Origin of the sequence: Bradyrhizobium sp. CIAT3101, from assembly GCF_029714945.1 — a bacterium.
In the GTDB taxonomy this organism is placed as follows: domain Bacteria; phylum Pseudomonadota; class Alphaproteobacteria; order Rhizobiales; family Xanthobacteraceae; genus Bradyrhizobium.
This window is the reverse complement of sequence record NZ_CP121634.1, coordinates 4,865,057-4,889,820: the sequence shown is the minus strand read 5'-3', so window position 1 is coordinate 4,889,820 and position 24,764 is coordinate 4,865,057. Positions and strand designations below refer to the sequence as shown.

Annotated in this window: 22 protein-coding genes; 1 reads left to right on the top strand and 21 read right to left on the bottom strand. The window is 64.3% G+C overall.

The window, feature by feature from the left end; genetic code table 11:
- Positions 1-14: 14 nt before the first annotated feature.
- Positions 15-545 (bottom strand): hypothetical protein, encoded by a 531-nt coding sequence (locus QA645_RS23180; protein ID WP_256561542.1) that lies wholly within the window; start codon positions 543-545, stop codon positions 15-17.
- A 153-nt stretch (positions 546-698) separates the two neighbouring features.
- Positions 699-1,802, bottom strand: coding sequence for a calcium/proton exchanger (cax, locus tag QA645_RS23175; protein WP_283044060.1), 1,104 nt, complete (start codon positions 1,800-1,802; stop codon positions 699-701).
- A 155-nt stretch (positions 1,803-1,957) separates the two neighbouring features.
- Here cax and QA645_RS23170 point away from each other — a divergent pair, with 155 nt between their 5' ends.
- The gene (locus tag QA645_RS23170) at positions 1,958-2,965 is read left to right on the top strand and encodes a L,D-transpeptidase family protein (RefSeq protein WP_283044059.1); all 1,008 of its coding nucleotides are present in this window, start codon (positions 1,958-1,960) and stop codon (positions 2,963-2,965) included.
- A gap of 16 nt (positions 2,966-2,981) precedes the next feature.
- On the opposite strand, the gene QA645_RS23165 is transcribed toward QA645_RS23170, so the two are convergent.
- From QA645_RS23165 to QA645_RS23075, 19 genes are all read right to left on the bottom strand, one after another.
- Entirely contained in the window at positions 2,982-3,725 is a 744-nt protein-coding gene (locus tag QA645_RS23165; RefSeq protein ID WP_283044058.1) for an SDR family oxidoreductase, read from the bottom strand.
- A 195-nt stretch (positions 3,726-3,920) separates the two neighbouring features.
- Entirely contained in the window at positions 3,921-4,925 is a 1,005-nt protein-coding gene (locus QA645_RS23160; RefSeq protein WP_283044057.1) for an ABC transporter substrate-binding protein, read from the bottom strand.
- The gene (locus QA645_RS23155; protein ID WP_283044055.1) at positions 4,922-7,027 is read right to left on the bottom strand and encodes an adenylate/guanylate cyclase domain-containing protein; all 2,106 of its coding nucleotides are present in this window, start codon (positions 7,025-7,027) and stop codon (positions 4,922-4,924) included. The genes QA645_RS23160 and QA645_RS23155 overlap by 4 nt, the downstream gene beginning before the upstream one ends.
- A gap of 21 nt (positions 7,028-7,048) precedes the next feature.
- Complete coding sequence (locus QA645_RS23150) at positions 7,049-8,065, bottom strand: transporter (RefSeq protein ID WP_283044054.1); 1,017 nt, start codon at positions 8,063-8,065, stop codon at positions 7,049-7,051.
- A gap of 77 nt (positions 8,066-8,142) precedes the next feature.
- On the bottom strand, positions 8,143-9,570 hold the full coding sequence (locus QA645_RS23145) for a DUF1254 domain-containing protein (RefSeq protein WP_283044053.1): 1,428 nt from the start codon (positions 9,568-9,570) through the stop codon (positions 8,143-8,145).
- 16 nt (positions 9,571-9,586) lie between these two features.
- Positions 9,587-10,609 carry a DUF1254 domain-containing protein gene (locus tag QA645_RS23140; protein WP_283044052.1) on the bottom strand — a complete coding sequence of 341 codons (1,023 nt, stop codon included), beginning with the start codon at positions 10,607-10,609 and terminating at the stop codon, positions 9,587-9,589.
- Between the two features lie 13 nt (positions 10,610-10,622).
- Positions 10,623-11,564, bottom strand: a complete 942-nt coding sequence (locus QA645_RS23135) for an efflux RND transporter periplasmic adaptor subunit (RefSeq protein ID WP_283044051.1) — start codon at positions 11,562-11,564, stop codon at positions 10,623-10,625.
- A complete protein-coding gene (locus tag QA645_RS23130) occupies positions 11,564-11,803 on the bottom strand; it encodes a DUF3302 domain-containing protein (RefSeq protein ID WP_254131274.1) in 240 nt (79 codons plus the stop codon). Before QA645_RS23130 ends, QA645_RS23135 begins: the two co-directional genes overlap by 1 nt.
- 33 nt (positions 11,804-11,836) lie before the next feature.
- Complete coding sequence (locus QA645_RS23125) at positions 11,837-12,346, bottom strand: hypothetical protein (RefSeq protein WP_283044050.1); 510 nt, start codon at positions 12,344-12,346, stop codon at positions 11,837-11,839.
- A 58-nt stretch (positions 12,347-12,404) separates the two neighbouring features.
- Entirely contained in the window at positions 12,405-13,418 is a 1,014-nt protein-coding gene (locus tag QA645_RS23120) for an HAD family hydrolase (protein ID WP_283044049.1), read from the bottom strand.
- Positions 13,419-13,447: 29 nt separating this feature from the next.
- Positions 13,448-15,133 carry an arylsulfatase gene (locus QA645_RS23115; RefSeq protein WP_283044048.1) on the bottom strand — a complete coding sequence of 562 codons (1,686 nt, stop codon included), beginning with the start codon at positions 15,131-15,133 and terminating at the stop codon, positions 13,448-13,450.
- An 86-nt stretch (positions 15,134-15,219) separates the two neighbouring features.
- Positions 15,220-16,620 (bottom strand): BatD family protein, encoded by a 1,401-nt coding sequence (locus tag QA645_RS23110; protein WP_283044047.1) that lies wholly within the window; start codon positions 16,618-16,620, stop codon positions 15,220-15,222.
- Positions 16,617-18,140 (bottom strand): VWA domain-containing protein, encoded by a 1,524-nt coding sequence (locus QA645_RS23105; protein WP_283044046.1) that lies wholly within the window; start codon positions 18,138-18,140, stop codon positions 16,617-16,619. The genes QA645_RS23110 and QA645_RS23105 overlap by 4 nt, the downstream gene beginning before the upstream one ends.
- The gene (locus tag QA645_RS23100; RefSeq protein WP_283044045.1) at positions 18,133-19,131 is read right to left on the bottom strand and encodes a VWA domain-containing protein; all 999 of its coding nucleotides are present in this window, start codon (positions 19,129-19,131) and stop codon (positions 18,133-18,135) included. The genes QA645_RS23105 and QA645_RS23100 overlap by 8 nt, the downstream gene beginning before the upstream one ends.
- Positions 19,124-19,615 (bottom strand): DUF4381 domain-containing protein, encoded by a 492-nt coding sequence (locus QA645_RS23095; RefSeq protein WP_283044044.1) that lies wholly within the window; start codon positions 19,613-19,615, stop codon positions 19,124-19,126. The genes QA645_RS23100 and QA645_RS23095 overlap by 8 nt, the downstream gene beginning before the upstream one ends.
- A complete protein-coding gene (locus QA645_RS23090) occupies positions 19,608-20,609 on the bottom strand; it encodes a DUF58 domain-containing protein (RefSeq protein ID WP_283044043.1) in 1,002 nt (333 codons plus the stop codon). The genes QA645_RS23095 and QA645_RS23090 overlap by 8 nt, the downstream gene beginning before the upstream one ends.
- Positions 20,610-20,616: 7 nt before the next feature.
- Entirely contained in the window at positions 20,617-21,642 is a 1,026-nt protein-coding gene (locus tag QA645_RS23085; RefSeq protein ID WP_283044042.1) for an AAA family ATPase, read from the bottom strand.
- A 57-nt stretch (positions 21,643-21,699) separates the two neighbouring features.
- Positions 21,700-23,334 carry an arylsulfatase gene (locus QA645_RS23080; RefSeq protein WP_283044041.1) on the bottom strand — a complete coding sequence of 545 codons (1,635 nt, stop codon included), beginning with the start codon at positions 23,332-23,334 and terminating at the stop codon, positions 21,700-21,702.
- Positions 23,335-23,344: 10 nt separating this feature from the next.
- Entirely contained in the window at positions 23,345-24,358 is a 1,014-nt protein-coding gene (locus QA645_RS23075) for a formylglycine-generating enzyme family protein (RefSeq protein WP_283044040.1), read from the bottom strand.
- Positions 24,359-24,764: the final 406 nt, after the last annotated feature.

Here is a 24,764-nt window from a genome sequence, read left to right as displayed (position 1 = left end):
GCAGCGCTGAGACGCTACTGACAGACGTGCATCAGGCCGTCACCACCTTTGAACGTGGTGCCGGGATCGCAGACGATGCCATTGCGCGCCTTGTAGTCAGTCCACCCGTTGTGGCCATACCACGGAGCGCTTCCGGAGTAGGCGCGCTGCAGGTAGAACGGGCTGGTCTCAGCCGGCCCGGCATAATAGGCATTGGCGGCAAGGGCATTATTGCCGACATACGGCCCGTTGCCGTAATAGCCGTTGTTGTAGGGATCGCCGAAGGGTGAGGTGGCCGCGGCGACGGCGGCCGTCGTGCCCACGACCGCTGCGCCGGCGAGGCCGGCTCCAACGGCAGCGGCGCCGTAGCCATAGTTGCCCCGCCGATACTGACGCCGTGCCACGCCGGCGACGCTGACGGGTGTCAGCGGACGGCCGACACGCGCCTGAGCGCTGTCGATCGACAATACGGGGCCGCCTTGTCCGGACCAGCTAAAGGACAGCAGTGCGGCACACACAAAGGTTGAGGCCCCGATCGCAATATTTCTTGGACGCAAACAAGTCATGGATTGGCTCCACGGTTTCCTGCCCGCGGATGGCGTTGCGCCTGCCTGCGGCTCGCGCATTGCGCTAGATCAAGGTCGCCGGGAGGATTTCCGAACAACGCCAGCCATGCTGACGTGCCGCGTCCCGGATCGCGCCGTTAAGCCGGCCACGATCTAGACCGGGCCGTGCGAGCCGGGCGGTATCATGTAGAGCGTCATGGCGAAGATGGCATAGATGAACAGCAGGAGCGCGCCGATGAACCATGCCGATCGTCCGCTGTTGGTGACGAAGCATGTCACCACGGTCGCAATCATCACCATGGTCACCGCGCCGCGCCAGAATTGGAGATCCATCGGGTGCGGTCCGACGATATAGCTCAACAACACGAGGACCGGAGCAACGAACAGGGCGATCTGGGACGCGCTTCCAAGCGCGATGCTGACGCTGAGGTCGAGCCGGTTGTGACGGGCCGCCGAGAACGCCACCGCCATCTCGGCCGCTGCTCCCACTAGAGCGACGACAACAAAGCCGACGAAGGCCGGGCTCATGCCGAGCGTTTCGGCCGCCTTCTGCACGGATTCCACGAAGATCTCGCTGACGATCGCGACGAGCACGGTTACGACCAGCAGGGTCGGGACGGCAATTCCGATCGGCAGCGCGGGTCCGGCCGCTTCGCCGTGATCCTCGCTGGCAAACAGCTCCTTGTGCGTTTTCATCGAGAACACCAGGCTGAGGCCATAGGCCGCAATCAGCAGGATTGCCAAGGCGGTGCTCAACCGCTGCACCGCGCTTTCCTCTCCGGCGAAGTCGAGATCGGCGATGGCCGAGGGCGAGAGCAGGGCGATGGTCGCCATCAGCAGCAATGCGGAATAGAGCCTGCCGCCGGCGCGGTTGTACTCCTGCGTCGGATATTTTAGTCCTCCCAGCAGCAGGGAGGCGCCGAGCATGAACAGCGAGTTGGTGACAATCGCGCCCGCGATGGAGGCTTTCACCAGCATGTATTCACCGGCCTGCAACGCAGCGATCGCGATGATGAGTTCGGTCAGATTGCCAAGCGTGGCATTCAACAGCCCGCCGATCGCGTCGCCGGTCTTCTCGGCAACCGCTTCAGTGGCATGGCTGAGCAGGCTCGCGAGCGGGATGATGGCAATGACGGCCAGCACGAACAGCAGGGTATGAGCATCCGGCCTGACCTGCGCGAGGACGGTCACCACGGGCACGAAGACCAGAAGCCAGAGCAGTGGGTTGTGCCGGATTTCCTTGAGCAGCAGGTTCATGCGCCGTCCTCAACGGGAATGCATCGAGCCTGCCGTCAGGTCGGACGTGAGACTTGATCTAGCTCAACGGTCGCGTTCGGCCGGGAATAACTGGAAACTTCTGCCGTCGAGCCGAGTTGCCGATCCGACAAACCTCGCCACGTCGGAGTTGGACCATGGCCGAGCAGGTACCGCACGCGGCAGTGAGAATTGCCTTCGCCGTCGCACTCCTTGTCCTAGCGGCCGCGCCAGCGCTCGCCGCCGGGATGGACGCGGCCGCGATCGGTTCGGCTGAACCATCGAAGAAGACCCTGTCGAACGATAAGCCGACCCCGGCGGGCGTGCGTCTGCAGGTGCTGCTGGACAGGGCCCATTTCTCGCCCGGCGAGATCGATGGCAGGTTCGGCGAGAATGCCAGGAAGGCGCTGCGCGCCTATGCAGAAGCACGGCAATTGCCGAACTCGGATGAATTGACGGATGACGTCTGGAAGGCGCTGCAGGCGGACACGCGGCCACCTATGGCGACCTACACCATCACCGACAAGGACATCGCAGGCCCGTTCCTACGCAAGCTTCCAGCAAAGATGGAGGCGATGAAGGACATTCCGACGCTCGGCTACACCAGTCCGCGCGAAGGATTGGCCGAGAAATTTCACATGAGCGAACAGTTGCTCGCCGCGCTCAACCCCGGGCGGCACTTCGACCGTGCCGGCGAGACCATCGCCGTCGTCGACACCAGCGACGGTGGGAGCGCTGCACCTGCCAAGGCCGACAGGGTCGAGATCGACAAGAAGCGGCAGACCGTCAAACTGCTCGACAAGTCGAACGCGCTGATCGGTTTTTATCCCGCCAGCGTCGGAAGCGAGGAGAAGCCGTCGCCATCAGGTACGCTGAAGGTCACCGAGATCGATCCAAATCCGACCTACCGCTACAATCCCGCCTATCATTTCAAGGGCGTTCATGCGCGAAGACCCTTCAAGATCAGGCCCGGCCCGAACAATCCGGTCGGCACGATGTGGATCAACCTGTCCGCCGACGGCTACGGCATCCACGGCACGCCGTCGCCGCAAAATATCTCGAAGGGGCAATCGCACGGCTGCGTTCGTCTCACCAATTGGGACGCCGAACGCGTCGCGGCCGGCGTCGCGAAAGGGACGCCGGTGGCGTTCGTGGAGGGCGGATGATGCCGGCGCCAGATCTCTAGATGCCCGTCAACCAGGTTGCGAGCGGCGTCTTTCCGAGCCGCGCCTCGCCGAGCGGGACGAGCGTCGTGTCGTCGATGGCGACGCCATAATACTGCGCCTTTCGGTCCCCCACCACTTGGCGGCCGTCACCGGCTGCCTTCAGGCGCCGCGCGACGAATTCATTGAAGGGCGCCTTCTCGGGACCTGCGATGTCGATCGTGCCGTTCAAGGGCCGTCCCGTTGCGACCTCGGCAAGGCTATCTGCGACGTCGACCGATGCGATCGGCTGGAACAGCGCCGAGGGAACGACGATCTTGCCGTCGATCACACCTGCTTCGCCGATGGCGCCGAGGAATTCGAAGAACTGGGTGGCGCGGACGATCGAGTAGGGGATCGGCGAGGCCTTGATGACGGTCTCCTGCGCGAGCTTGGCACGGAAATAGGCGATGTCGGGCGAACGGTCGGTCCCCACGATCGACAGCGCGACATGATGCTTGACGCCAGCTTTGGCTTCGGCAGCGACCAGGTTCTGGCTCGAACGTTGGAAGAATTCGAGCACGGCGGCAGGCTCCCAGGATGGTGAATTGGCGACGTCGACGACGACATCTGCGCCGGCCAGCACTGTGCTGAGACCTTCCCCTGTAACGGCATTCACGCCGGATTTCGGTGAGGCCGCGATGACCTCGTGGCCTTGCTGCTTGAGCTTCGCAACGAGCTGGGATCCGATCAGCCCGGTTCCGCCGATCACGACGAACTTCATGGCGTGCCTCCTCGACATTGGGGAACGTGAGTTGACCAAATCCAGCGGATGCTCACGCTCTCGCGTTGGCGAGATCCATCTTAACAGAGTTGCTGGGCACGCTCTCGCCCGTCACGGACAAAACTTACCGGATATGCGCGAGAGACGTGCGTTCCAGGAAAAATGCGGTGAGGGATCTTTTGCGGCTGCTGGTCTCTATCCAGTTGCCGCCAGATAGAGCTGCGTATCAAAATAATCCGACGCGCGCTGTGCGCCGGTGACACCGGCGTCCGCCATGAAGAAGTCGCTGGCCTGCTGCAACCATTTCAGCACGGTGCCATCGGCATAGAGCCGCCGCCATTCGCGCGCGGAATAGAGCTTTTGCGCCTTGAAGGCTTCAGCGATGTCCTGGGGGCGTGATGACTTGTAGTGGACCTGGAGCGCCTCCGTGGCAGCGGCCGGATTGCGCACCATGTGGTCGTTCGCGTCGATCCAGGCGCGGATGATCCTGCTCAGGACCTCTTTGTTGTCGGCATAATAATCCAGCCGCGCCGCCCAGCCGCCGAGCACGGCGGATTGCGGATAGAAGGCGGAGGCGTCCACCAGTTTCACGGCGTCAGGCAGCGCCTCACGCACGGCGACATTGAACGGCACCCACAGCGCCACGGCCGGTACCTGGCCGGCGATGAACGCCTTGACGGCATCGGGCATGCTGGCGTTGACGATCTCCACCTCGGATGGGGCGATGTTGTTGGCCTTCAGCGCGCGGTCGAGAAAGATGTGCGCCGTGGTCTTCATGGTCGTCGCGATCCGCTTGCCCCTGAGATCGGCGAACTTGTTGATCCCGAGCGACGGCCGGACCCAGAGCTGCGCGGTCGCAACCTCGATGTCGTTGATGAGAAAGCCCCGGCCGCGGCCGAGCGCGAGATAATTGGAGATGACACCGCCCGCCGAAGCGACATCGGTCTTTCCGCGCATCATCGCTTCGAACACTTCAGGCCCGGTGTTGAACTCGTGCAGCTCGAAATCGATGCCCTCCCGATCGAACGAGCCGCGATCCAGGCCAGTCCAGATATGCCCGTCCACGGCGACCACATGGAGATAGCCGAGCCGGACTTTTCTGCGCGCCTGTGCGATGGCGGGCACCCCAAGTGCCGAGGCGCCGGCTGCAGCCGCGCCGCTCAGCAGCAATCGCCGGCGGTTGATGGGGCGGGCGCTCATGCCGCTGCTCCCGAATTGCGGGCGGTGCCGCGAAAACGCTGGGCGTGAAACTGCGCGATGCCGTCCTTGGGGTAGTCGTGCAGGAAGCCGGAGAGCCGGACCAGGGTGGTGTCGGCCGCGCCGTCCTGCGCAATCGCGGCAAACACCTCGTCCCAGCGCTGGCACATGATGATCTCGGCTTCGCTCGCCTGCGCCAGCTCGCCGCGCAGCTCGCTGACCTCGATCGGCTCGGCAAATCCCTTCGGCGTGATGCTGTCGACGCTGCGCAACAGGAACGCATGGCCGACGCGCGCACGGACCGCTGCGCTGACCAGCACGCGCGTGCCGTAGTTCTTGTTGAGGCCTTCCAGCCGCGAGGCCAGGTTCACGGTGGCGCCGAGCGCGGTGTAGTTCATCCGGTCGCTGGAGCCGACATTGCCGATCACGGCATCTCCGACATGCAGGCCGTAACGCGTGTCGTAGGGCGGCCAGCCCTCGCGCCTGAACTCCTTGTTGAGGGCCTCGTTTGCCGTAAGGCATGCCAGCACGGCGCGGCAGGCGTTGGCGGTGTGATCAGGGTCATCCGCGGGCGCGTTCCAGAACGCCATCACGGCGTCGCCAATGTATTTGTCGATCGTACCCCGGTGCCGCATGATCTCGTCCGAGAGTGCTGCGAAATAGCGCGAGGTGAAGATCATCACCTGCGACGGGTCGGCCCGCTCGGTCTTGGCGGTGAAGTCGGCGACATCCGTGAACAGCACCGTGACCTCGCGCCTGCTGCCGCCGAGGCGGAGCGACGAGCCGGTCTCGATGAGCTGCCGCACGATCGGGCGCGGGATGAAGCTAGCAAAGCTACTGACCACGCTGCGCATGGTGAAGACCGAGCGCCCGAGCTCCTCGATCTCGGCAATCGCGGAATGGATGCGCGGCCGCTCCGCGATGTCGAAGCGCTGGATGGCGTCGGTTTCCTCGACCAGCTTGCGCAGCGGCTGCGCCATCCGCGATCCCAGCCAGAACGCGAACGGCAGCGTGGCGCCGACGAAGGCCAGCGCCAGCGCGAACAGCGCGCGGCGCTCGCCGATGATCTGGGCGTAGAATTCGTCGAGCGGCGCGATCATCGCGAGTCGGACATTGGCCGAGCCGGCCGTCTCCAGCCGGTGCACCGCCGCGACATAGGTCCGGCCCGACGCATCGGCGAAGAATTGCTGCGCTGGCCCGCCGTTGCGCCAGGACCGGATGATCGGGACCAATGCGGGCAGCTTGAGCGCGCCAATTTGCGGCAGATCGTCCTGCCGCTCCGGGATCTCCGCCATCAGCCGGCTCATCTCGGGATGGCCGACGATGCGCTCGGCATCGTTGAACAGGAACGCGAGCCCGGATTGGCCGAGCTTCTGTTCCCCCAGCATAGCCTCGAACCGGTTCAGCAGCACGTCGCCGGCGACGACGCCGCGGCGTCCTTCCTTCAGGGGCGTTCGCAGTGTGTAGCCGGGCTCGCCCGTGGCATAGAACACGTAGGGCCCGGTCAGCAGCGTCTTGTCGTTCTTGAACGCCTCGACATACCAGGGCCGCTGCCGGGGATCGTAGCCGGTGGGGCCGGGGACCTCGGCGACCTGGATCAGGTTCTCCGACAGATATTGCGTGACCGGCGCGGCGCCGGCCGTGCGCGAGATCACGACCAGCCGGAACGCCGCGTCCTGATCGACCCTCAGGCTGGCGCGGAACGCCGGCTTGGCGCGGTCGATCACATCCATCTCGATGAACGAGCCGTCCTCATAGCCGACATAGAGGTTGAACAGCTGCGGGTTGTTGCGCAGCATCGCCGCCATCAAGCTATAGAGCCGCGTATTGTCCGCGATGTCGGCTTCCTGGATCGGCGTCAGGCCGGACAGGATGTCGAGATTGTCGCGAACATTTTTGAACTGTTCGTCGACATGGTCGGACCCGAGTTGCGCGACCTTCTCGATGAAGCCGCTCGCCGCCGTGCGCGTGATCGAGGTCACGCGCTCGAAGCTGAGATAGACCAGGGTCAGGCCGACAAGCAGCACGACGGCCACGAACACCGTGATGATCGATGTTTGAAAGCCGATGCTGAATGGGCGCTTTCTGGTCTGATCTCCGGGCATTGCGGCTGCGTGACGCCTCCGTCAATACTTTCGAACAATGGGCTTGGTCGCGGCTGGCGGCGAAGCGGCCTGGGAGAGCGAGAAGGTCACCCAGGTCGACCAGCTGCTCGGCCGGTTCTGGACCTCGAGATCCTTGTAGCCGCGGACGTTGAGATAGCCCTGATAGCCATCGGACATCGGGATCATGAAGCCGATTTGTGGTCCGATGCCGACCGCCTGTCCGCGGAAGCCGCCGAGCTTGGCGCCGGGGCCGCTGTCGTCGGTGAGCTGCTGGAAGAAATAGCCGGCGATGCCGACATGGACGGTCTTGCTGACGAACTGCGAGGCGGCCCAGTCGACATGGAAATCGATGCCGTTCTGGTACTGCAGCGCGCCGTTCATGAAATTATAGGTGAGCCCGCCGACGACCGAAAACTCATGGCCGCTTTTGGGGTCGAGATAGGTGTAGCCGGCGCCGGCGTCGACCGCGGGGAAGCCGAAGCTCAAATTGGCGAGCCGCGTGGAGTCGTAAGTCCCACTCGGGATGTTGCCGGTGATGTAGACCATCTCATTGTGGACGCCCTGGTTCCATTTCAGCGTGCCCTGGTAGAACACGTCGGTCAGCGTGGTGCGGTTGTCCGAGACGCCGCCCGAAATGGCGTTGCCACGCGGGCCGGTCAGCGTCGCATCGATGCCGACACCGATGTTGCCGGGGGCGGTGAGCAGCGTGAAGGCGGCCTGGCCGCCGAGCACTGGCATCGCCGAGGTGTAGGTGATGCCCTGGACCAGCACATCGGCATGCGCGTTCAGGCCGGCGGTGACGGAGCCGGGAATGCCGCCGCTGGTGACAAAATTCTGCCCGCCGCCGGCTTTTTCGTTGAGATGGATGTAGATGGTCGAATAGGCCCACCCCGGCGACGCCGGCACGGCGGCGAGGCTGCCGAAGATGCCCGGCAGCCAGAAGCTGACGCCGCCGGAATCGGCGAGGGCAGGTTGGGCAGCTAAGCTCGTCATCGCCAACGTCGCCGCAAGCGTGGTCTTCCGAAAATGTCCCGTCATGTTGCGTCTCCTTGGTCCCATCAAGTCATCCACCCGAACAAGTCCGATCGTCCCTCAAAGCCGTCGTCATGGCTCATCTATTTCGTGGCGCCTCCGATCGTGGTCGCGACCCGCTCGACATCGGGCAGCTTCCAGCTGTGATCGAACAGCGGCTTTTCCGGCCCGTAGAGCCGGAACAGCAGCTCAAACTTGCGGGCAGGGTCGGTCGGCACCCAATTGGCTTCCTTGCCGTCGGGCGCCTTCGGGCCGAAATAGACATCGACCGAGCCGTCGGCGTTTTTCGGGAGGCCGGGGCTGATCGAGGCGCGGCTGGCGCTCGGCATGTTGCGCACCAGGGCGTGGGTTTCACGGTCGTAGACGGTGGCGGACCAGTAATTCCGGACCGGCGCATTCGCCGGGACGGTCAAACGATAGATGGCACTGCCTTCGAACGGCTGACCGTCCCTGTCCTTGTTCGCCATCAAATAGAATTGCGCCGTCCCGAGCCGCTTGATACCCGTGTAGCCGAGCGTGTAGGTCACGCCGCGCATGTCGATCGGATAGGCATTCGGATCGCCGTAGCCACCACTGGCCGCCTTCACCATCTCCGGCACGGCCGCCGGAAACCAGCGAATGCCGGGGTTAAGGACAGGAAAGCCTGCGTCGTAGATCTGAGCCAGAAATGCGTGCGCTTCGCGCGCCGCCTGATCGAGCAGCGCGACGGTCTTCTGGTCCGGATTGAACGGCTTGCCCTTGACGATGCCGATGGTCGCGAGCTGGTCGATCATGGCGCGGTCGCGATCCAGCCATGGCTCGTTCTGCACCACGTGGTCGAGGCTGCGATAGAAGCTCGCATCGTAGGCGATCGTCGAGTCGTACATGACGTCGTAGGCATCGGTGGAATTGGTGGGCGGTGGCTCCTGCGCGTTCGTGAGCGGATACACCTTGATGCGCTTGCCATAGGCAACCGACTTGGCGATATCGGCATCGCCATGGCCGGCGAGATTGGAGCGCAGCAGTGCAAACCCGCTGTAGACATCGGACTGCAGCGCGATGAACCCCTGGGGCACCTCGCCCTTGTAGCCGGGTGGCAGGATCAGGTATTTGCCGCCTTGACCCTTGTCGGCGCCTTCGGGGCCGGTGTCTTCCAGCGGCATCTGCCAGAGTGTCACGATATTGCCGGCGATCGAGCCGCCGTCCGCCGGCGGGATTTCGACGACGATGGGTCCGTCCTTCACGTTCCAGAACGACATGAAATAGATCGAATCCGGATTGGGCGTCAGCGTCTGGTTCTTCCAGTTCACGGGCTTCGACCAATAGACGATTTCGTTCGACTTCGCCTTGGTCGATTTGAGCATGGCCTGGAGCATGAGGTCGGTATTTACCGCCGGCATGCTCCAGATCATCGCCTCGACCGCGCGGCGCTGGATATTCCGCGCGGTGAGGTCGTCAGGCGAGATGCTCTGCGCGTGCGCATTCAATGCAGACAGCATGATGGCGACCGCGCCAAGGATCGCTCGTCCCATCACAACCTCCATTGCGTCATGTCCCGCTCACCGGCTGTGGCTCCGGAAACTTCCACTTTCCGTTCAGAATCTCCTCGCGCGGCCGATAGAGTCGGACGGTGTAATTCCAGCCCTTGGTGATCGGCAGGCAGTTCGGGATCTTGCCGTCACAGCCGCCGAACTGGATCGCGACCGAGCCGTCGGACTCCTTCTTCGCGGTGATGTTGTTCAGTGTGTAGGCGTTCTGTGCGTTCTTCTCGAAGAAGCCTTCGGCGTTGTAGACGCTGACCGACCAGAAGCCGTCGACGGGCACGTTGTTCTTCACATCGAGCTTGTAGATCGTAGTGCCGTCGTTCTTGGCCGGCGTATTGCCGAGATAGGTCGCATCCTTGTCGGGATTGCCGCCCCAGCCGGTCGCCGTGCCGATCAGGCGGTTGACGGGGTCGAGCTGTCCTTTCGCTCCGAAGGCGCCCTTGAAATCCTTCATGGTCGAGCCCATCAGTGCCAGGCCGTCGTGAACCTTCTTTTGGCTGGCCTCATCCCAGCTCGGGACCTCGAACTTGCCGGGACTGTCCTGCTTGACGCGGATCTGGTCCTGAAGCGCATGGACCTGATTGATGTCGTTGGCGTCGTTGGGATCGATCAGCGTGCGGACCAGCAACAGTACATAGCGGGTGCCGATGCCCTTTCGGGTGAACGTGTGACTGCCCGGCTTGTAGAAGACGTCATGCGTATAATGATCCTCGTCGATGACCTGGAGCGACATGAAGCGCTTCCCGGAATCCGGCATCGTCACGGTGACGGGAGCTGCATCGAGATCGAACACGCCTTGAGAGTAGACGGTGTCGCGGTTGATCCGGATCACGGCTTGCTTGTCGATCGGCGCCGGCTCGCGCGTATGGACAAACTTCCCAAACGAGCCGTCCTTGACGAACCTGCTGAAGTACATGTCGCTTTCGGCGCGAGCAAAATTATGCGGTGTCACCGGTACCGGCGATTGCGCGGAGGCGAGGGGGGCGGTCAGGAGCAGGATCGATGCGATTAACGTGGCTCTTCTCATGGAGTCCTCTCGTTCAGAACGGATTGACGTAATTCAGGATCGCAAGCTGGCGCAGCACCACGCGGCGAACGATATGCGCCGGCTTGACGTGATCGGTGTAGATCGCGGCCGTGCCGGCGCTGCCGGCGGGCAGGCGCTTGGCAAACTCGGCATCGTCGAGCCTGACGCGGACGACGAACGGCGCCGCCTCGATCGTCTGCGGCAGCACGGCCGTTCCAGAGGTCTGCGCCTGGCCGGTCGCAATCGCCTGGAGCACGCTCTCGACCTTGCCGCTAAAGATTTGCCCGGGTGCGAATTTGAACGTGGCCTCGACCTCCTGGCCGGGCGCGACGTAACGCGCATCGATCTGGTTGATCTCGACGCCGATGATGGTCGAGGAGGTGTCGATGAACGCCATCACCGGCGACAGCGGCAAATTAGCCACCCGCGCGCCCTTGCGCAGCGCGAGGTTGGTGACGTAGCCGTCGGCTGGCGCGCGCACGACCGTCTTGTCGAGATTCCACTGCGCCGCCTCGAGTTGGCCGGAGAGCTGGTCGGCCTCGGACTGGCGCTGCTCCACGTCGAAGCCGCGGCCGGAATCCTTCTCGTAGAGCTCGGTCATCTGGCCGAGCCGTGTCTTCGCGAGCTTGAACTGGGCGTTGATCGCCTTCACTTGTGCCGCGTAAGGTGTCGGGTCGATCTTGAACAGCACGTCGCCGGACCGCAGCGGCACGTTGGCGACGACGGGGACGTCGGTCACTTCGCCCGCGACGTCAGGCACGATCGAGACCGCGTTGCGCACCACCAGCGCTGCGCCTTGCGGCGCGCCCCAGCCCATCGGGATCAGCAAGCCCAGCAGCACCAGCACCATCACGATCGCCGGTGATACTTTCCAGAACAGGTTGAAGCGCACGACTCCGAAATGCACCAGCAGGAACAGCAGCACGAGGTAGATGTTGAGGATCGCGATGGCCATCACGCATCTCCTGCCTTGCGCGATGGCACGTCGACATAGGCCCAGATGAAGGCGAGGGGCCATAGCGCGAAGCCGAAGAACAGCGTGATCCAGCCCGCGACCGCCACTGCCTGTGCGTAGGGATGGTTGCGCGATTTGGCGATATGACCGGGCAGCCATCCGGCGATGCAGATCACGGCGACGCCGCTAGCGAGCAGGATCACCAGCACGATCCAGGCAAAGATGTCGTAGCCGCTCATGATGGCCGCCCCGGTGTCATTGGCGCGCCGCCGTCACTGGCAATAGTCCCAAAAGCCCTGGGTGCGGGACGGATCGGTGTAGTACCAGCACATGCCGGGCGCGGGAGCTGCGCCGGCCCATGCGGCGGCCGTTGCTGCTGTCACGACGCCGATCGCCGCACCCGCGGCAATTGCGCCGCCGCGCGGCCAGCCATACCAGCCCGGCCGTGCCCAGCCGCCACGTCCGGCGACCGCCGTCGTGCTGCGAGCTGCGACGTTGCCCCGAGGTCCTCTGACGACGGTGGTACCGCGATAGGCCGCGCCACGCGGACCGACGGCAGCCCCGCCGCGATGAACGACCGCACCGCCACGAGGGCCAACCGCTGCACCACCGCGGCGACCGGCCGCGCGGACCTCGATGAGGTCAGGCGACGCCGTGGCGTCGTGCTGGATCGCGGTCGGTTGAAGCGGGGCGGCCGATAGCGTCGCCGGCGCTATCGTTATGCCGCCGGCGAGGACCAGAATGCAGCCTGCCAGTCGTGCCACGTCGGTATGCTCAGACATTTTGTACCTCTTCTTGCTCTTCTGCCTATTGCCCGTCAGATCCATCGCCAGTTTCCCGTCATTGCGACGCTCCCGTGCTGCCGCGCTCGAACGCGAACACCGTCTTCCAATCCTTGGCCATGTCGACGACGGTCCAGCCGCGCTGCACTGCCTCGTCCCAGGCCTTGTCGAGCTTTCCGACCTTCGACTGGCGGTCGTAGGCGTATTCGCGTGCGGCGTCGGTGTGGTGGACGATGCCGAGGAAGCGCGCACCGGAGCCGGCCGCGGTCCATTGCAGCATCTGCTGGTCGCCGTCCGAATTGCCGAAGGCAAGGATCGGGCGGCGGCCGATGAAGCGGTTGATGCCCGACGGCTTGCCGGGGCCGTCGTCGATGAACTCGACCTTCGGCAGCTTCATCAGGACCGGCAGGCCGTCGGCGCCGATCTTGAACTGCGTGACGCCGGACGAGCCCACGACCTGCTCCGGCGGAATGCCGTAGGCCTTCTCGGCCCACACCCGCATGAACTCGACGCCGCCGCCGGAGACGATGAAGGTCTTGAAACCGTTCGCGCGCAGATAGGCGAGCAGCTCCACCATCGGCTGGTAGATCAGCTCATCGTAGGTCCGGTTGAACCGCGGATGCCGGGCCTGCGCCAGCCAGTCGCCGACCGATCGGGCGTAAGCGTCCGTCGTCATGCCGCTGTGCGCCACCGCGAGCAGGGTGAGCATTCCCTTTTGGCCCTGAGCGGCGAGGGCGTCCTTGTCGCCTGTGAGGAACGCCTTGAACGGCTGCTGCTGCTTCCATTCCGGATGCTGCGGCGCCATCGCCTTGATTTGGTCGAGCCCGAACGCGAACTGGAAATAGATCGGCTGCTCGCACCACAGCGTGCCGTCATTGTCGAATACGGCGATGCGCTCGGCGGGCGGCACGAAGTCCGGGCCGCCGTCGCGCGTGACGCGCGCGACGAAATCGGCAATCGCCGATTTCGCCGCGCCGTCGTTCCAGGAGGGCAGGGAATCAGCCGGCTGCGCCATCGCAGCGGCGATGCCGGCCAAGCATGCAAGCAGCAAAGCAGCGAGCCGTGCCATCATTGCATCTCCCCTTCCATCCCTCGCTCCGGCTATTGCGGCTTCATGCGTTCGAGCTCATTGAGCCGCTTCAAGGCCGCCTGCTGCCGAAGCAGGCCGTAATTGATGCCGCTCGCGTTCAGCGAGCTGCCTTCCTGATAGGGGAACTGGTCGAAGTCGGAGAAGAACTCCTTGATCTTCCCCTGCACCGGCACGATCAGCCACATGTTCCTGGCGAGAAAGTCGATCGCTCCACCGCCGTCCTCCATGCCGCGCTCATAGGGGTCCATGCGCAGGTTCGCGATCAGCGACCATGCGGGAATTTCGCGGGTCGCGGTCGCGATATTTCCCTTGGAGGCTGTCGCGAAGCTCAGCTTCCAGTCGTTCCACCTGATGGCGTTGAGATTGCCGCCCTGGTCGAAATAGTAGAGTGCGTCCCGCGGCGGCGTGGTGGTCTCTCCCTTGAAGAACGGCATGAAGTTGTAGCCGTCGAGATGAACCCGGAAGCTTTTGCCGCCGGCGCCGGCGAAGCCGGTCTTCATCTTCTCCTTGATGTCCGGGATCCCGGCAGCGGCGCAGAGGGTCGGGAACCAGTCGATCAGCGAGATGATCTCGTTGTATTGCGTGCCGGGCTTCACGACGCCGGGCCACCTGACCATCATGGGAATGCGCATGCCGCCTTCCCAGGTCGTGCCTTTCTCGCCATGGAACGGCGTCTGCGCGCCGTCGGGCCACAGCGCGAGCTCGGCGCCGTTGTCCGTGGTGTAGAGGACGATCGTGTTGTCGGCGATGCCGAGATCGTCGAGTTGCTGCAGCAGTTCGCCGACCATGCCGTCATGCTCGACCATGCCGTCGGCATGCATACCCTTGCCGGTCTTGCCGAGCGACGACGCCTTCAGATGCGTGAAGACATGCATCCGCGTTGAATTGAACCAGACGAAGAACGGACGGTTGGCCCGTGCCTGACGTCCGATGAAATCCTTGGCGCCGCCGAGAAACTCCTCGTCCACCGTCGGCATCCGCGCGGTATTCAGAGGGCCGGTGTCCTCGATCTTGCCGTCGGCCGATGTCTTGAGCACGCCGCGCGGGCCGTACTGTTTCCGGAAATTCGGATCCTTTGGGTAGAAATAGCCCTCCGGCTCTTCCTCCGCATTGAGGTGATAGAGATTGCCGAAGAATTCGTCGAAGCCGTGCTTGGTCGGCAGATGCTCGTCGCGATCGCCGAGATGGTTCTTGCCGAACTGGCCGGTGGCATAGCCTTGCGTCTTCAGCACGTCCGCGATCGTCGGCATCCAGTCCTGGATGCCATGGGGATCGCCGGGCATGCCGATCGTGAGCAGGCCGGTCCGGAACGGCTCCTGGCCGAGGATGAAGGAGGCGCGGCCGGCCGTGCAGCTCTGCTGGCCGTAGGAGTCCGTGAAGATCGCGCCTTCGCGCGCGATCCGGTCGATGTTGGGCGTGCGGTAGCCCATCATGCCCATGGTGTAGGCGCTGATCTGGGGAATGCCGATGTCGTCGCCGAAGATGACGAGGATATTGGGCTTGCGTCCGCTCGGCGGCGCCGCGGCGGGTGTTGGCGACGGCGCAGCCTTCTGCGCCTGGGCAACGGCCTGTGAGGTCAGCGCGGCCGTCGCGACGATCGACGATGTGCCGAGCAGAACCGCCCGGCGATGAATGGCTCGCGCGGTATCGGAGGCGGAATCCGTGCTGGTGTCGTGCCTGGTCGTTTTACTGCTCATTTGACGCTCCTCGGTTACTCAAGGGTTGTTTGTGCTGGTGACGACGAGTTCCGTTCTGGTGCTTGTCTGGTCTCAACGTGCTTCGCTCATCTGGCGGGCCTCCTGCGGTCATGCGCAGGCGTGGACGAAGGCCCGGCCGGATTGATGGATAAGGGGAGGCCTCTGCTGCGGCCGTGCCTCTCGCGCGGTCGCAGATTGCGGCGCGCCGTGGTCAGATGGCGCATCATCTCGTTGGGCGACCAGGGAGCGGCGTTGCGTCCCTTGCAAAAGAGTGTGCGCTCGAGCGCCTCGATCTGCGCGTCGAGCGCCGGATCGGCTGCAGCCGCGCGAAAGGCCGCGGCGGTGTTGTCCGGGGCGGCCTTGAGGTGCGGCAACCAATCGAGCAATGCGAAATAGGCCCGGCTTGCGTCCCGGCGGCCGATCGCGCGGCGAAGCTGGTGGAATGCAAAGGCCTCCGACCGGCGATAGGCGTCTCGGCGTCGTCGATGATCGGCGCTCGCTCGCCGGATCGCGCGCGGCGCTATCAGGCCGAGGCCCACAGCGATGATGGCTGCGAGCAGGACGATCAACCAATGGTCTGCGAGGACGTCGCGAATGCCGGCCCAGCTCCAAGTGCCGCCCGATTGGCCGACAGGCCGCTCGCCTGTCATCCCGGGAGTTGCGGCAACGGTGAAAGCCACACCGTCGAGATGGACCCGCTCGACCTTGCCGCCGGTGACGTTCCACCAGCCGATCTCGATCGCGGGCAGCGCATAGGTGCCGGGTCGTTCCACCATATAGGTCGCGGACTCGATCCGGGTCGCGGTCATGACGTCGGTACGCGCCTGCGTCTTGTCCTCGAGCTGAGGCTGCGCCGGATAGAGCCGCAGGCCGTCGACCGCCGAAAATTGCAGCGGGGGCAGCAGCATCGCCGGTGTCCCCTCGGCGGTGATCGTGACCGTCAGGGTGATGGCGTCGCCGGCCCTGAGCGGGTCGGACGAACGTTTGATCTGCTGTTCTGCAACCAGCTTTTGGGCTGACACAAACGGACGAAGCGCGGCGGCCGCATCCGGAATGAAGGCCTCGAACGACACACGCGGCAGCGCGACGCTCAGCTCACGCGTGGCGGGAGGGGCGGCGGCGTATTTGATGCTGACGCTCTGGTCCGCAATCGCATAGGTGCCGGGCTCTTGCGGCGAGATGGCATATTCGTACTGCACGCCGGCATAGGACACGCCGTCGCGCTGCTCGGTGGTATTGACGCTCTGCAGTTGCCTGGTCACGGCATTGCGGACCTGGAAGTCGGGCAGTTCGGGCGGCGACGTCATGTAGTTGGGCGCGAGCACGACGATCCGCAGCGTCACGGGCTGCCCTACCACGACGCGCGGCGGATCGGCCGTCACCTGCACGATCGGCTCCGCGGCGACCGGCTCCTGCGCGAAGGCGTGCGATTGCAGCAGCAGCACGGCGGTGGTCCAGACCATGGCTGATCCGATCCATCGTTTCATGGCGCGGCCTTTCGCTGCGCAGGCGCTGCGTCCTGGATCGCGAATTTCAGCTTGAGGAAATCGGCCGGCGAGGTCTGGACCTGACGCATCCAGGCTTCGGCCGCGCCTGCGGTGGTGACGTCCTGCGGCGTGACGGTGATCCTCTTGCCGCCTTTCTGGTTGGGATCGATGCGCGTCTCGTCGGCCTTCTCGTCCGGCGGCGCGGAATCGTCCTGCTCCTGCTTTCGGCGCTTCGCCTCCGCCGCGTCCAGCGCCGCCTGAACGATGGCGCGGTTGGTCTTTGCTGCGGCGTTGGCGGGCTGCGCCTTCAACACCTCGTCGTAGGTCTTCAGGGCCTTCTCATAGGCGTGGTTTTGCGCCTGGGCATTGCCAAGCGCGAATTTGCCCTCGAGCGTATCGACGCGCGCGAATTCCTCGGCGGCTGCGATGAAGTCATAGCTGCGGTAGGCCGAGATGCCGCGCCAGATCGGATCGGCGAACAGATTTTGCGCAGCCCGATACTCGCTGCGGTCGAACGCCAGCCGTCCCTGCTGGTCGGGCGTCAGCCACAGGCCGGTGAACCCCGAGGATCCCCCGGCGCGCGACGGCGCCGCGTGCGAGACGATGCAGAGAGCCAAAATCCAGGCCACGGTCGTGCCGCGCCGGAACCAGAGCAGGCTCAGCAGCGCCAGCAGCGGCAGCAGCCAATAGCCTTCGTCGCGCCATTGGGTACCGAACGCATCACCCTGCGCGGCCTGAAAGCGTGTCTCGATCCGTCGCTCCAGCCGCGCAATGTCGGAGCCGTCGATGCTGACCTTGACGGCATCGATGCCGGCCGGCAGCGCAGAATCGTCAGCGCTGACCGCAAGGACGACGAGGCTGTTGCGCCCGGCGGCTTGCCGCATGGCGGCCGCATCGGCAGTGCCGAGATCGTCGGCGACAAGGAGGATGGTTCCGGCGACAGGTTCGGTCGCCAGCGCTTCGGCAGAAAGAGCGGTTGCGGCAGCAACGTTCTTGCCGTCCGTGGGCATCAGGCCCGGAGACAGCGCGGCCAGGAATGGCGCGATCACGGCGCGGTCATCGGTCGGTGGCATCACAAGATGCGCGGTGCCGGCATAGGCGACAAGGCCGGTCCGGGCACCGGCGCGGGCCGCCAGCAGATCGCTGACTTTCTGCTTGGCGCGTTCGAGGCGCGACGGCGCGATATCGGTCCCGCCCATCGAGGAGCCGACGGCGAGTGCGACCATCAGAGGCGCCTTGTCCTCGACAAAGGGCGGCAGCTCCCGCCGCCAGGTCGGTCCGGACAGCGCGACGATCCCGAGCGTCATGGCGGCGGCCACCAGATAGAGCGGATTGACGTGGCGTCCCTGCTGCGGCCGCACGATCAGGTGCGTGAGGAGATGGGGGGCGATCACGCCGCCCCATTGCGCGCTCGCGCTTTGACGGCGCAGCAGGACGACCAACACCACAGCGAGCGGGATCAGCGCGAGCAACCAGAGCGGCCGCAACAGATGGAAGGACATCATGGTTGCGTCATGCATGGCTGACGCTCCTCATCCGGCGCCACTCGCTGCCGAGCAGGAGTGCGAGCCACAGCAGCAGGCCAAGCATGACGGCCGCGCCGAGCGGCCACTGGAACAGCGGTAGCTTCGGCCGCCACGACAGGGTCTGAAGTTTCGCCGGCGCCAGCCGGTCGATGTCGGCGTAGATCGCCTGCAGCTCGGCGCCATCCTCGGCTCTGAAGAAGTGCCCGCCCGTGGTGGTCGCGACGCGCTGAAGGACCCCGAGATCGACGCGGTTTTCGCCGGAAGCGGCGGGGTCGCCGACACCGATCGTGTAGACGGCGACGTCGTTCTGATGGGCGATGTCGGCGGCGTGTTCGGGCGGCACGCGGCTCGCGGTGTCGTTGCCGTCGGTCAGGAGAACCAGCAGCTTTTGTTTTGCCGTGCTGGCCGCGAATGTCTTGATGGCAAGGCCGATCGTGTCACCGATCGCGGTCTGCTGGCCGGCCATGCCGACTGCGGCCTGATCGAGCAATTGCTGCGCCGTTTGCAGGTCCTGGGTGAACGGCACCTGCACATAGGCCTTGGTGCCGAACAGGAGGAGGGCGACCCGGTCGCCCTTGCGGCGGGCAATGAAATCACTGACCACGCGCTTCACGCCGTCGAGACGGGTCAGCAGCTTGCCGTCGGAGGCCTTGAAATCGTTCTGGTCCATCGAGCCCGAGATATCGATCGCCAGGATCAGGTCGCGCGCGGACACGTCCCGCGTCACGGCATCGCCGACCCATTGCGGGCGCGCGAGCGCAATCACCAGCAATGTCCAGATCGCCACGGCGGCGATCATCTGCACGGCCCGGCGTTCCAGGATGACCGCGCCCTGCTGCGGCGTCTGTCCCGTTGCGGCCGCCAGCCTGTCGAAGAACGGCACCTGGATCGAGGCCTGTCGCGCCCGGTAGGGCGGCAACAGCCACCACGCCAGGATTGGCAGCGGCAACAACAGAAGCAGCCATGGCCAGGCGAATTCAAGCATGGTGCCCCCTGATCCAGAGGCGGACGAGCCGAAGCAGCGATTGCAGCTCGGCCGGTTCGGGCGGCATCTGCTGGTACGGACCGCTCACGAGCAGGCGGCCCACGCCACGAGAGAACTCCTCGCCGCCATAGCTGCGATCGAGGAAAGAGAGCCATGCCGGCCCGATCAGGGGCGCGACCTGAGCGCGCGGGAAGGCGGCCAGCGACGTGCGCCGCACCAGCACGGTGAGCCTCGACAGCAGTTCCGAAGGCCCCGAATTGCCGGCATGCTCGATCCGCGAAAGCTCCGCGAGCGCTTCGCGGCGATAGCGGTCAACGCGGCGTCGATGCACATAGCGCCACACCGCCGCAACCATCGCCAGCAGCAGCAGGCCAATCGCGAGCCGCGCCTCCCAGGTTTGTGGCCAGAGGCTCACCTCACGCGGCAGCGGGACGTCGATCAGGCCGGCGACAGGATCTGCCGTTGCGGATGGAGCTTCAGCCAAGGGCCGCCTCCGTCCGGTTGTGGCGGGTACCACCACCATGGCGCGCCGAGAGGCCGCCGAGCAGGCGGCGAAGTTGTGCGGCGGTGTCCTCCGCGGCGCTGAGCGGCAGCACCGGGATTCCGAGTTCATGCGACCAGTCGAAGATACCCTTGAGGCGATCCTGAGTGGCTCGCGATAGATTTTCGCGAACGCTGTCACGGCCGACGTCGAGCCTGATCTGCAATTCGCCGTCGGTCACGGTCATGGTGGCCGACGACGGCAGATCGCTTTGCAGGGGATCATGGACCAGCACGGCGATCACATCGTTGTGCCGCGCCATGTCGGCGACCATGCCCCGCGTCGTCTCGTCGGCGCCATCGAAATCGCTGATGATGATCACGGCCGCATCATGTGGCGCGCGACGCCGCGCACGATCAAGCGCGGCATTGAGCATCGCCGGCGCGGAGACGAGACCGCGCCCGACACCGAGCGCCTGGTTCTGCGCGACGACGGCGGCGAGGATCTGGAGCACGGTCGCCCGGCTGCGACGCGCCGTCACCTCCGTGATGCCCTGGTCGCCGAACACCACGCCGCCGATGCGGTCGCCGACGCCAAGCACCCGCCAGGCGCCGATCGCGGCTGCCTCCGCGGCCGTCACCGATTTCATCGCGCGTCGGCTGCCGAAGAACATCGACAGGCGCTGGTCGACCACGAGGATCGTTTGCCGGTCACGCTCTTCGTTGAAGACACGGATATGCGGCTTGCGCAGGCGCGCCGTCACTTTCCAGTCGATCGAGCGGACGTCGTCGCCGGCGCGATAGTCCCTGATTTCCTCGAAGTTCAGGCCACGGCCGCGCATGCGTGAGGCAAAGCGTCCCGAAAGCAGGCTGTGGACCGGCTGACGCGGCAGGAACGAGACCTTGCGTCCGCGATATTCGAGCGCGATCAGGTCGTCGAGATCGACATAGACACCTGGCAGTTTGGCTCCCGGCAGTTTGGCTGATGTCTCGGGCATGTCGGCCTCAGGCTGCCGCGACGAGCTCGGTGATCTTGTCGATCACCTGGTCGGGGCTGACGCCCTGGGACACGGCCTCGTAGCTGAGGATGATCCGGTGCCTCAGGCAGTCGTGGACGACGGCGCGAACATGGTCGGGTGTCACGAAGTCGTACTCGTCGAGCCATGCGCGGGTACGGGCACAACGGTCGAGCGCGAGGCTGCCGCGAGGGCTTGCGCCGACCTGGATCCATTTGCTCAGGGGCTCGCCATAACGGTTGGGGAAGCGCGTCGCGGAGATGACGTCGACCATGTACTTCTCGGCGAGATCAGAGACGAAGATGCCGTCGATCTCGCCGCGCGCATTGAGAATTTCCTGCTGCGGGATCGGTGGCGGCGCGGCGGCGTGATCCTTCGGTGCCTGTGCGTTCTCCGCGCGGTTGAGGCGGATGATTTCGGCTTCCGTCGCCTCGTCGGGATAGGTGATGACGACATGCATCAGGAAGCGGTCGAGCTGGGCTTCGGGGAGGGGGTAGGTGCCTTCCTGCTCGATCGGATTCTCGGTCGCGAGCACCATGAACAGATCGGGCATCTTGTAGGTCTTGCCGGCGACCGTGACCTGGCGCTCTTCCATGGCTTCGAGCAGCGCGGATTGCACTTTGGCCGGGGCACGGTTGATCTCGTCGGCCAGCACCAGATTGGCGAAGATCGGGCCCTTCTGAAACTCGAACTGGCCGCCCTTGTCGGTCTGAACGTAGATTTCCGCGCCGGTCACGTCCGATGGCAGCAGATCGGGGGTGAACTGCACGCGTGACAAGTCCGCGGCCAGATGTTTTGCCAGCGTCTTGACTGCGCGGGTCTTGGCGAGACCTGGCAGGCTCTCGATCAGCATATTGCCGTTGGCGAGCAGCCCAATCAGCATGCTCTCCACGAGACGATCCTGACCAAGCACGGACTTGCCAATGCGTGACTTGAGATCGAGCACCGCGTCTCGCGCCGATGAACGAGCGCTAACCCTTGCTTCTACGGGCTGAACCGAGCTGAAATCTGCCATGCTTCCTCGCTGGACTTCGGCCGCAGCAAGCCGCGGCCGGTCCATTCAAAGCCGCCATCACCTGTTCGATGCCGCGTAGATCTTCTCCATGGCGTCGCTGACCGTGAAGCTCGCGGCCTTTGCGCGTGGCGGAAATTCCTTGAAGCTCTCGAGGTATTTCCCGACGATGGCTTGGGCCGGTACGAGAAGGAACGCCCGATGCGCATGCCAGTCCGCGTAGTAGATGCTGGTCGGACCGCGCTCGAACGGATCGGTCCGCAAATTATAGAGGGTGGGGGCGCGGAGCCTGTTGAATTGCCCCATCCATGGACCAAGCGGCTCCTTCGGATTGATCTCGACGTTCTGCTCCATGAACGTGATCTTCCAGTCCCGCACGCGAATGGCCATCAGGTCGCCGTCGTCACTCCAGTACAAGAACTCTTCGCGTGGTGACCTCGGGACGTCACCTTTGAGGAACGGCATCAGATTCATGCCATCGAGCTGGACCTTGAAGGTCTTGCCGTTGAGCGTGTACCCCTTCTTGACCTTCTCAACGAGGTCGGTCTCGCCGTTGGCGGCAGCAAATGTCGGGATGAAGTCCTCATGCGAGCAGACGTCGTTGATGACCTTGCCCGGCTGGATGACACCCGGCCAACGGATCAGGCATGGCACCCGGAAGCCGCCTTCCCAGTTGGTGGCCTTCTCGCCCTTGAACGGCGTCGTACCACCGTCAGGCCAGGTGAAGGCTTCGGCGCCGTTATCGGTGGTGTAGACGACGATGGTGTTGTTGGCGACGCCGAGATCATCCACGAGCTTCAACAGCTCTCCGACCATGCCGTCGTGCTCCACCATGCCGTCGGGATAGGTGCCGAGGCCGGTCTTGCCCTGCGACTCCTTCTTCAGATGCGTGAAGATGTGCATCCGGGTCGAGTTGAAGTAGCAGAACCACGGCTTGTTGGCCCGGTGCTGGCGGTTGATGAAATCCTTCGCCGCTTCGAGAAATTCCTCGTCCACGGTTTCCATGCGCTTGGTATTGAGCGGTCCGGTGTTCTCGATCTTGCCGTCGCTGGTGGCCTTGAGCACGCCGCGCGGCCCGAACTTCTTGCGGAACTCGGGATCCTTCGGATAGTCGGGGTTCTCCGGCTCCTCCTCGGCGTTGAGATGGTAGAGGTTGCCGAAGAATTCATCGAAGCCGTGCGCGGTCGGCAGATGCTCGTCGCGGTCGCCGAGATGGTTCTTGCCGAACTGACCGGTGGCATAACCGTAAGTCTTGAGGACGTCGGCGACGCTTGGATCCAGCGGTCCGAGCCCGAGTTCTGCGCCGGGCAGACCGACCTTGGTCAGGCCGGTGCGTATCGGTGATTGCCCGGTGATGAAGGCCGCGCGGCCCGCCGTGCAGCTTTGCTGGCCGTACCAGTCGGTGAAGATAGCGCCTTCTTTTCCGATGCGGTCGATATTGGGCGTGCGATAGCCCATGATTCCCAAATTGTAGGCGCTGACATTGAACCAGCCGATGTCGTCACCCATGATGAAGAGAATATTCGGCTTACTGCCCGAATTGGACGATGACGCAGCGGGAGCCGCCTGCGCGAATGCATCGGAGGTCAGCGCCGCGGCCGCGACGAGCGAGGATGTTCCCAAAAGAAGGTTTCTGCGATCGATCGACTTGTCAGCCCGCGACTGGTTTTTGTTGTTCTCCAATTCGCCACTCATTCCTGGCTCCCTATGTTGCCGGACGTCCTTCTTGTTCGCGTTGATTGGCAAGCGGCGCTCGCACCACGCATCTGAAACCGACGTGGCTGGTCGAGGTATCGATGGGCTCAGCGTGCCGCGCGGCAGGGCGATAGCGGCGGCAATAATTCGGCGCGCAAAGATGCGAGCCGCCCTTCAAGACTTTGCGCGGGATGCGGATGTCTGGTTGACATGGATCAAAGCTCGCCTCCTCACGGCCGCCGCGGGGATTGCTCGGGATGCAGCAGGGCTTTGCGGCGTCGGCCGTGTGCTTGGCCGACCACCAGTCGGAGGTCCACTCCCAGACATTACCGATCATGTCGTGAAGGCCGTAGCCATTCGGCGGGAAGGCCATGACCGGCGAGGTACGCTCGAACCCATCCTCGCCGAGATTCTGGACAGGGAAGTTACCCTGCCAGATGTTGGCCATATGCTTGCCGCCGGGCATAAGTGCATCGCCCCAGGCGAACTCCTCGCCCTCGAGGCCGCCGCGCGCCGCGAATTCCCACTCGGCCTCCGTCGGCAGCTCCTTGCCGGCCCAGCGCGCATAGGCCGACGCATCGCTGTAGGAGACGTGCACGACCGGATGGTCGTCGAGACCCTTGATGTTGCTGCCGGGGCCGTAGGGATGGCGCCAGTTGGCGCCGCGCATGAACGACCACCACTGGCTCCAGTCCTTGAGGTCGGTGATGCGGGGCAGGGGCGAGAACACCAGCGAGCCCGCGTAGAGCATCTCCTTCAGCGCGCCGGGATAATCCTTCGGGTCGGGAACGATCTGCGCCTCAGTGACATGGCCGGTGGTATTGACGAACTGCTTGAACTGCCGGTTGGTGACCGGCGTGCGATCGATCCAGAACCCATCGACGGAGACGCGATGGCTCGGCGCCTCCTCGGGATAATGATGGTCGGATCCCATGCGAAACGTCCCGCCGGGAATGAAGACCATCTCGCCGGTCTTCACGTCATCCGGCAACCACTCGCAGTGATCCAGATCCGCCCGCAGCATGGTGGACACTCCGATACGCGTATCCCACCTGACGCTAAGGCGTAGACATTGGCAGACGACGGCACGTTCCCCGGCTCATTGGACGCATTATCTGGTCCCCTCTTTTTTGGCGCTCGGGGAGAGGAAGACGCCTCATTGCGTCAACATCTCTTTCCTTGCGCGCACGTAGTCCAGCACGCGGCAAATACCGGCCACGTGCGCTCCGCCATCTGCGGAGCGCGTTCTGTCGAAATCGCTAAGGTTGCAAACGGTATCCGAAGATTTGGCAGCTGTGATGTGCAGTTTGTGCCAGTACGTGTGAGCGACAGGTGAGACTTAATGACCCATGTCGCGAATCGCTCAATCCGCAGCGCGATCTGGTACTTAGCTCGCATCAAATACAGTATTGATTTAGATCAAAGCACCA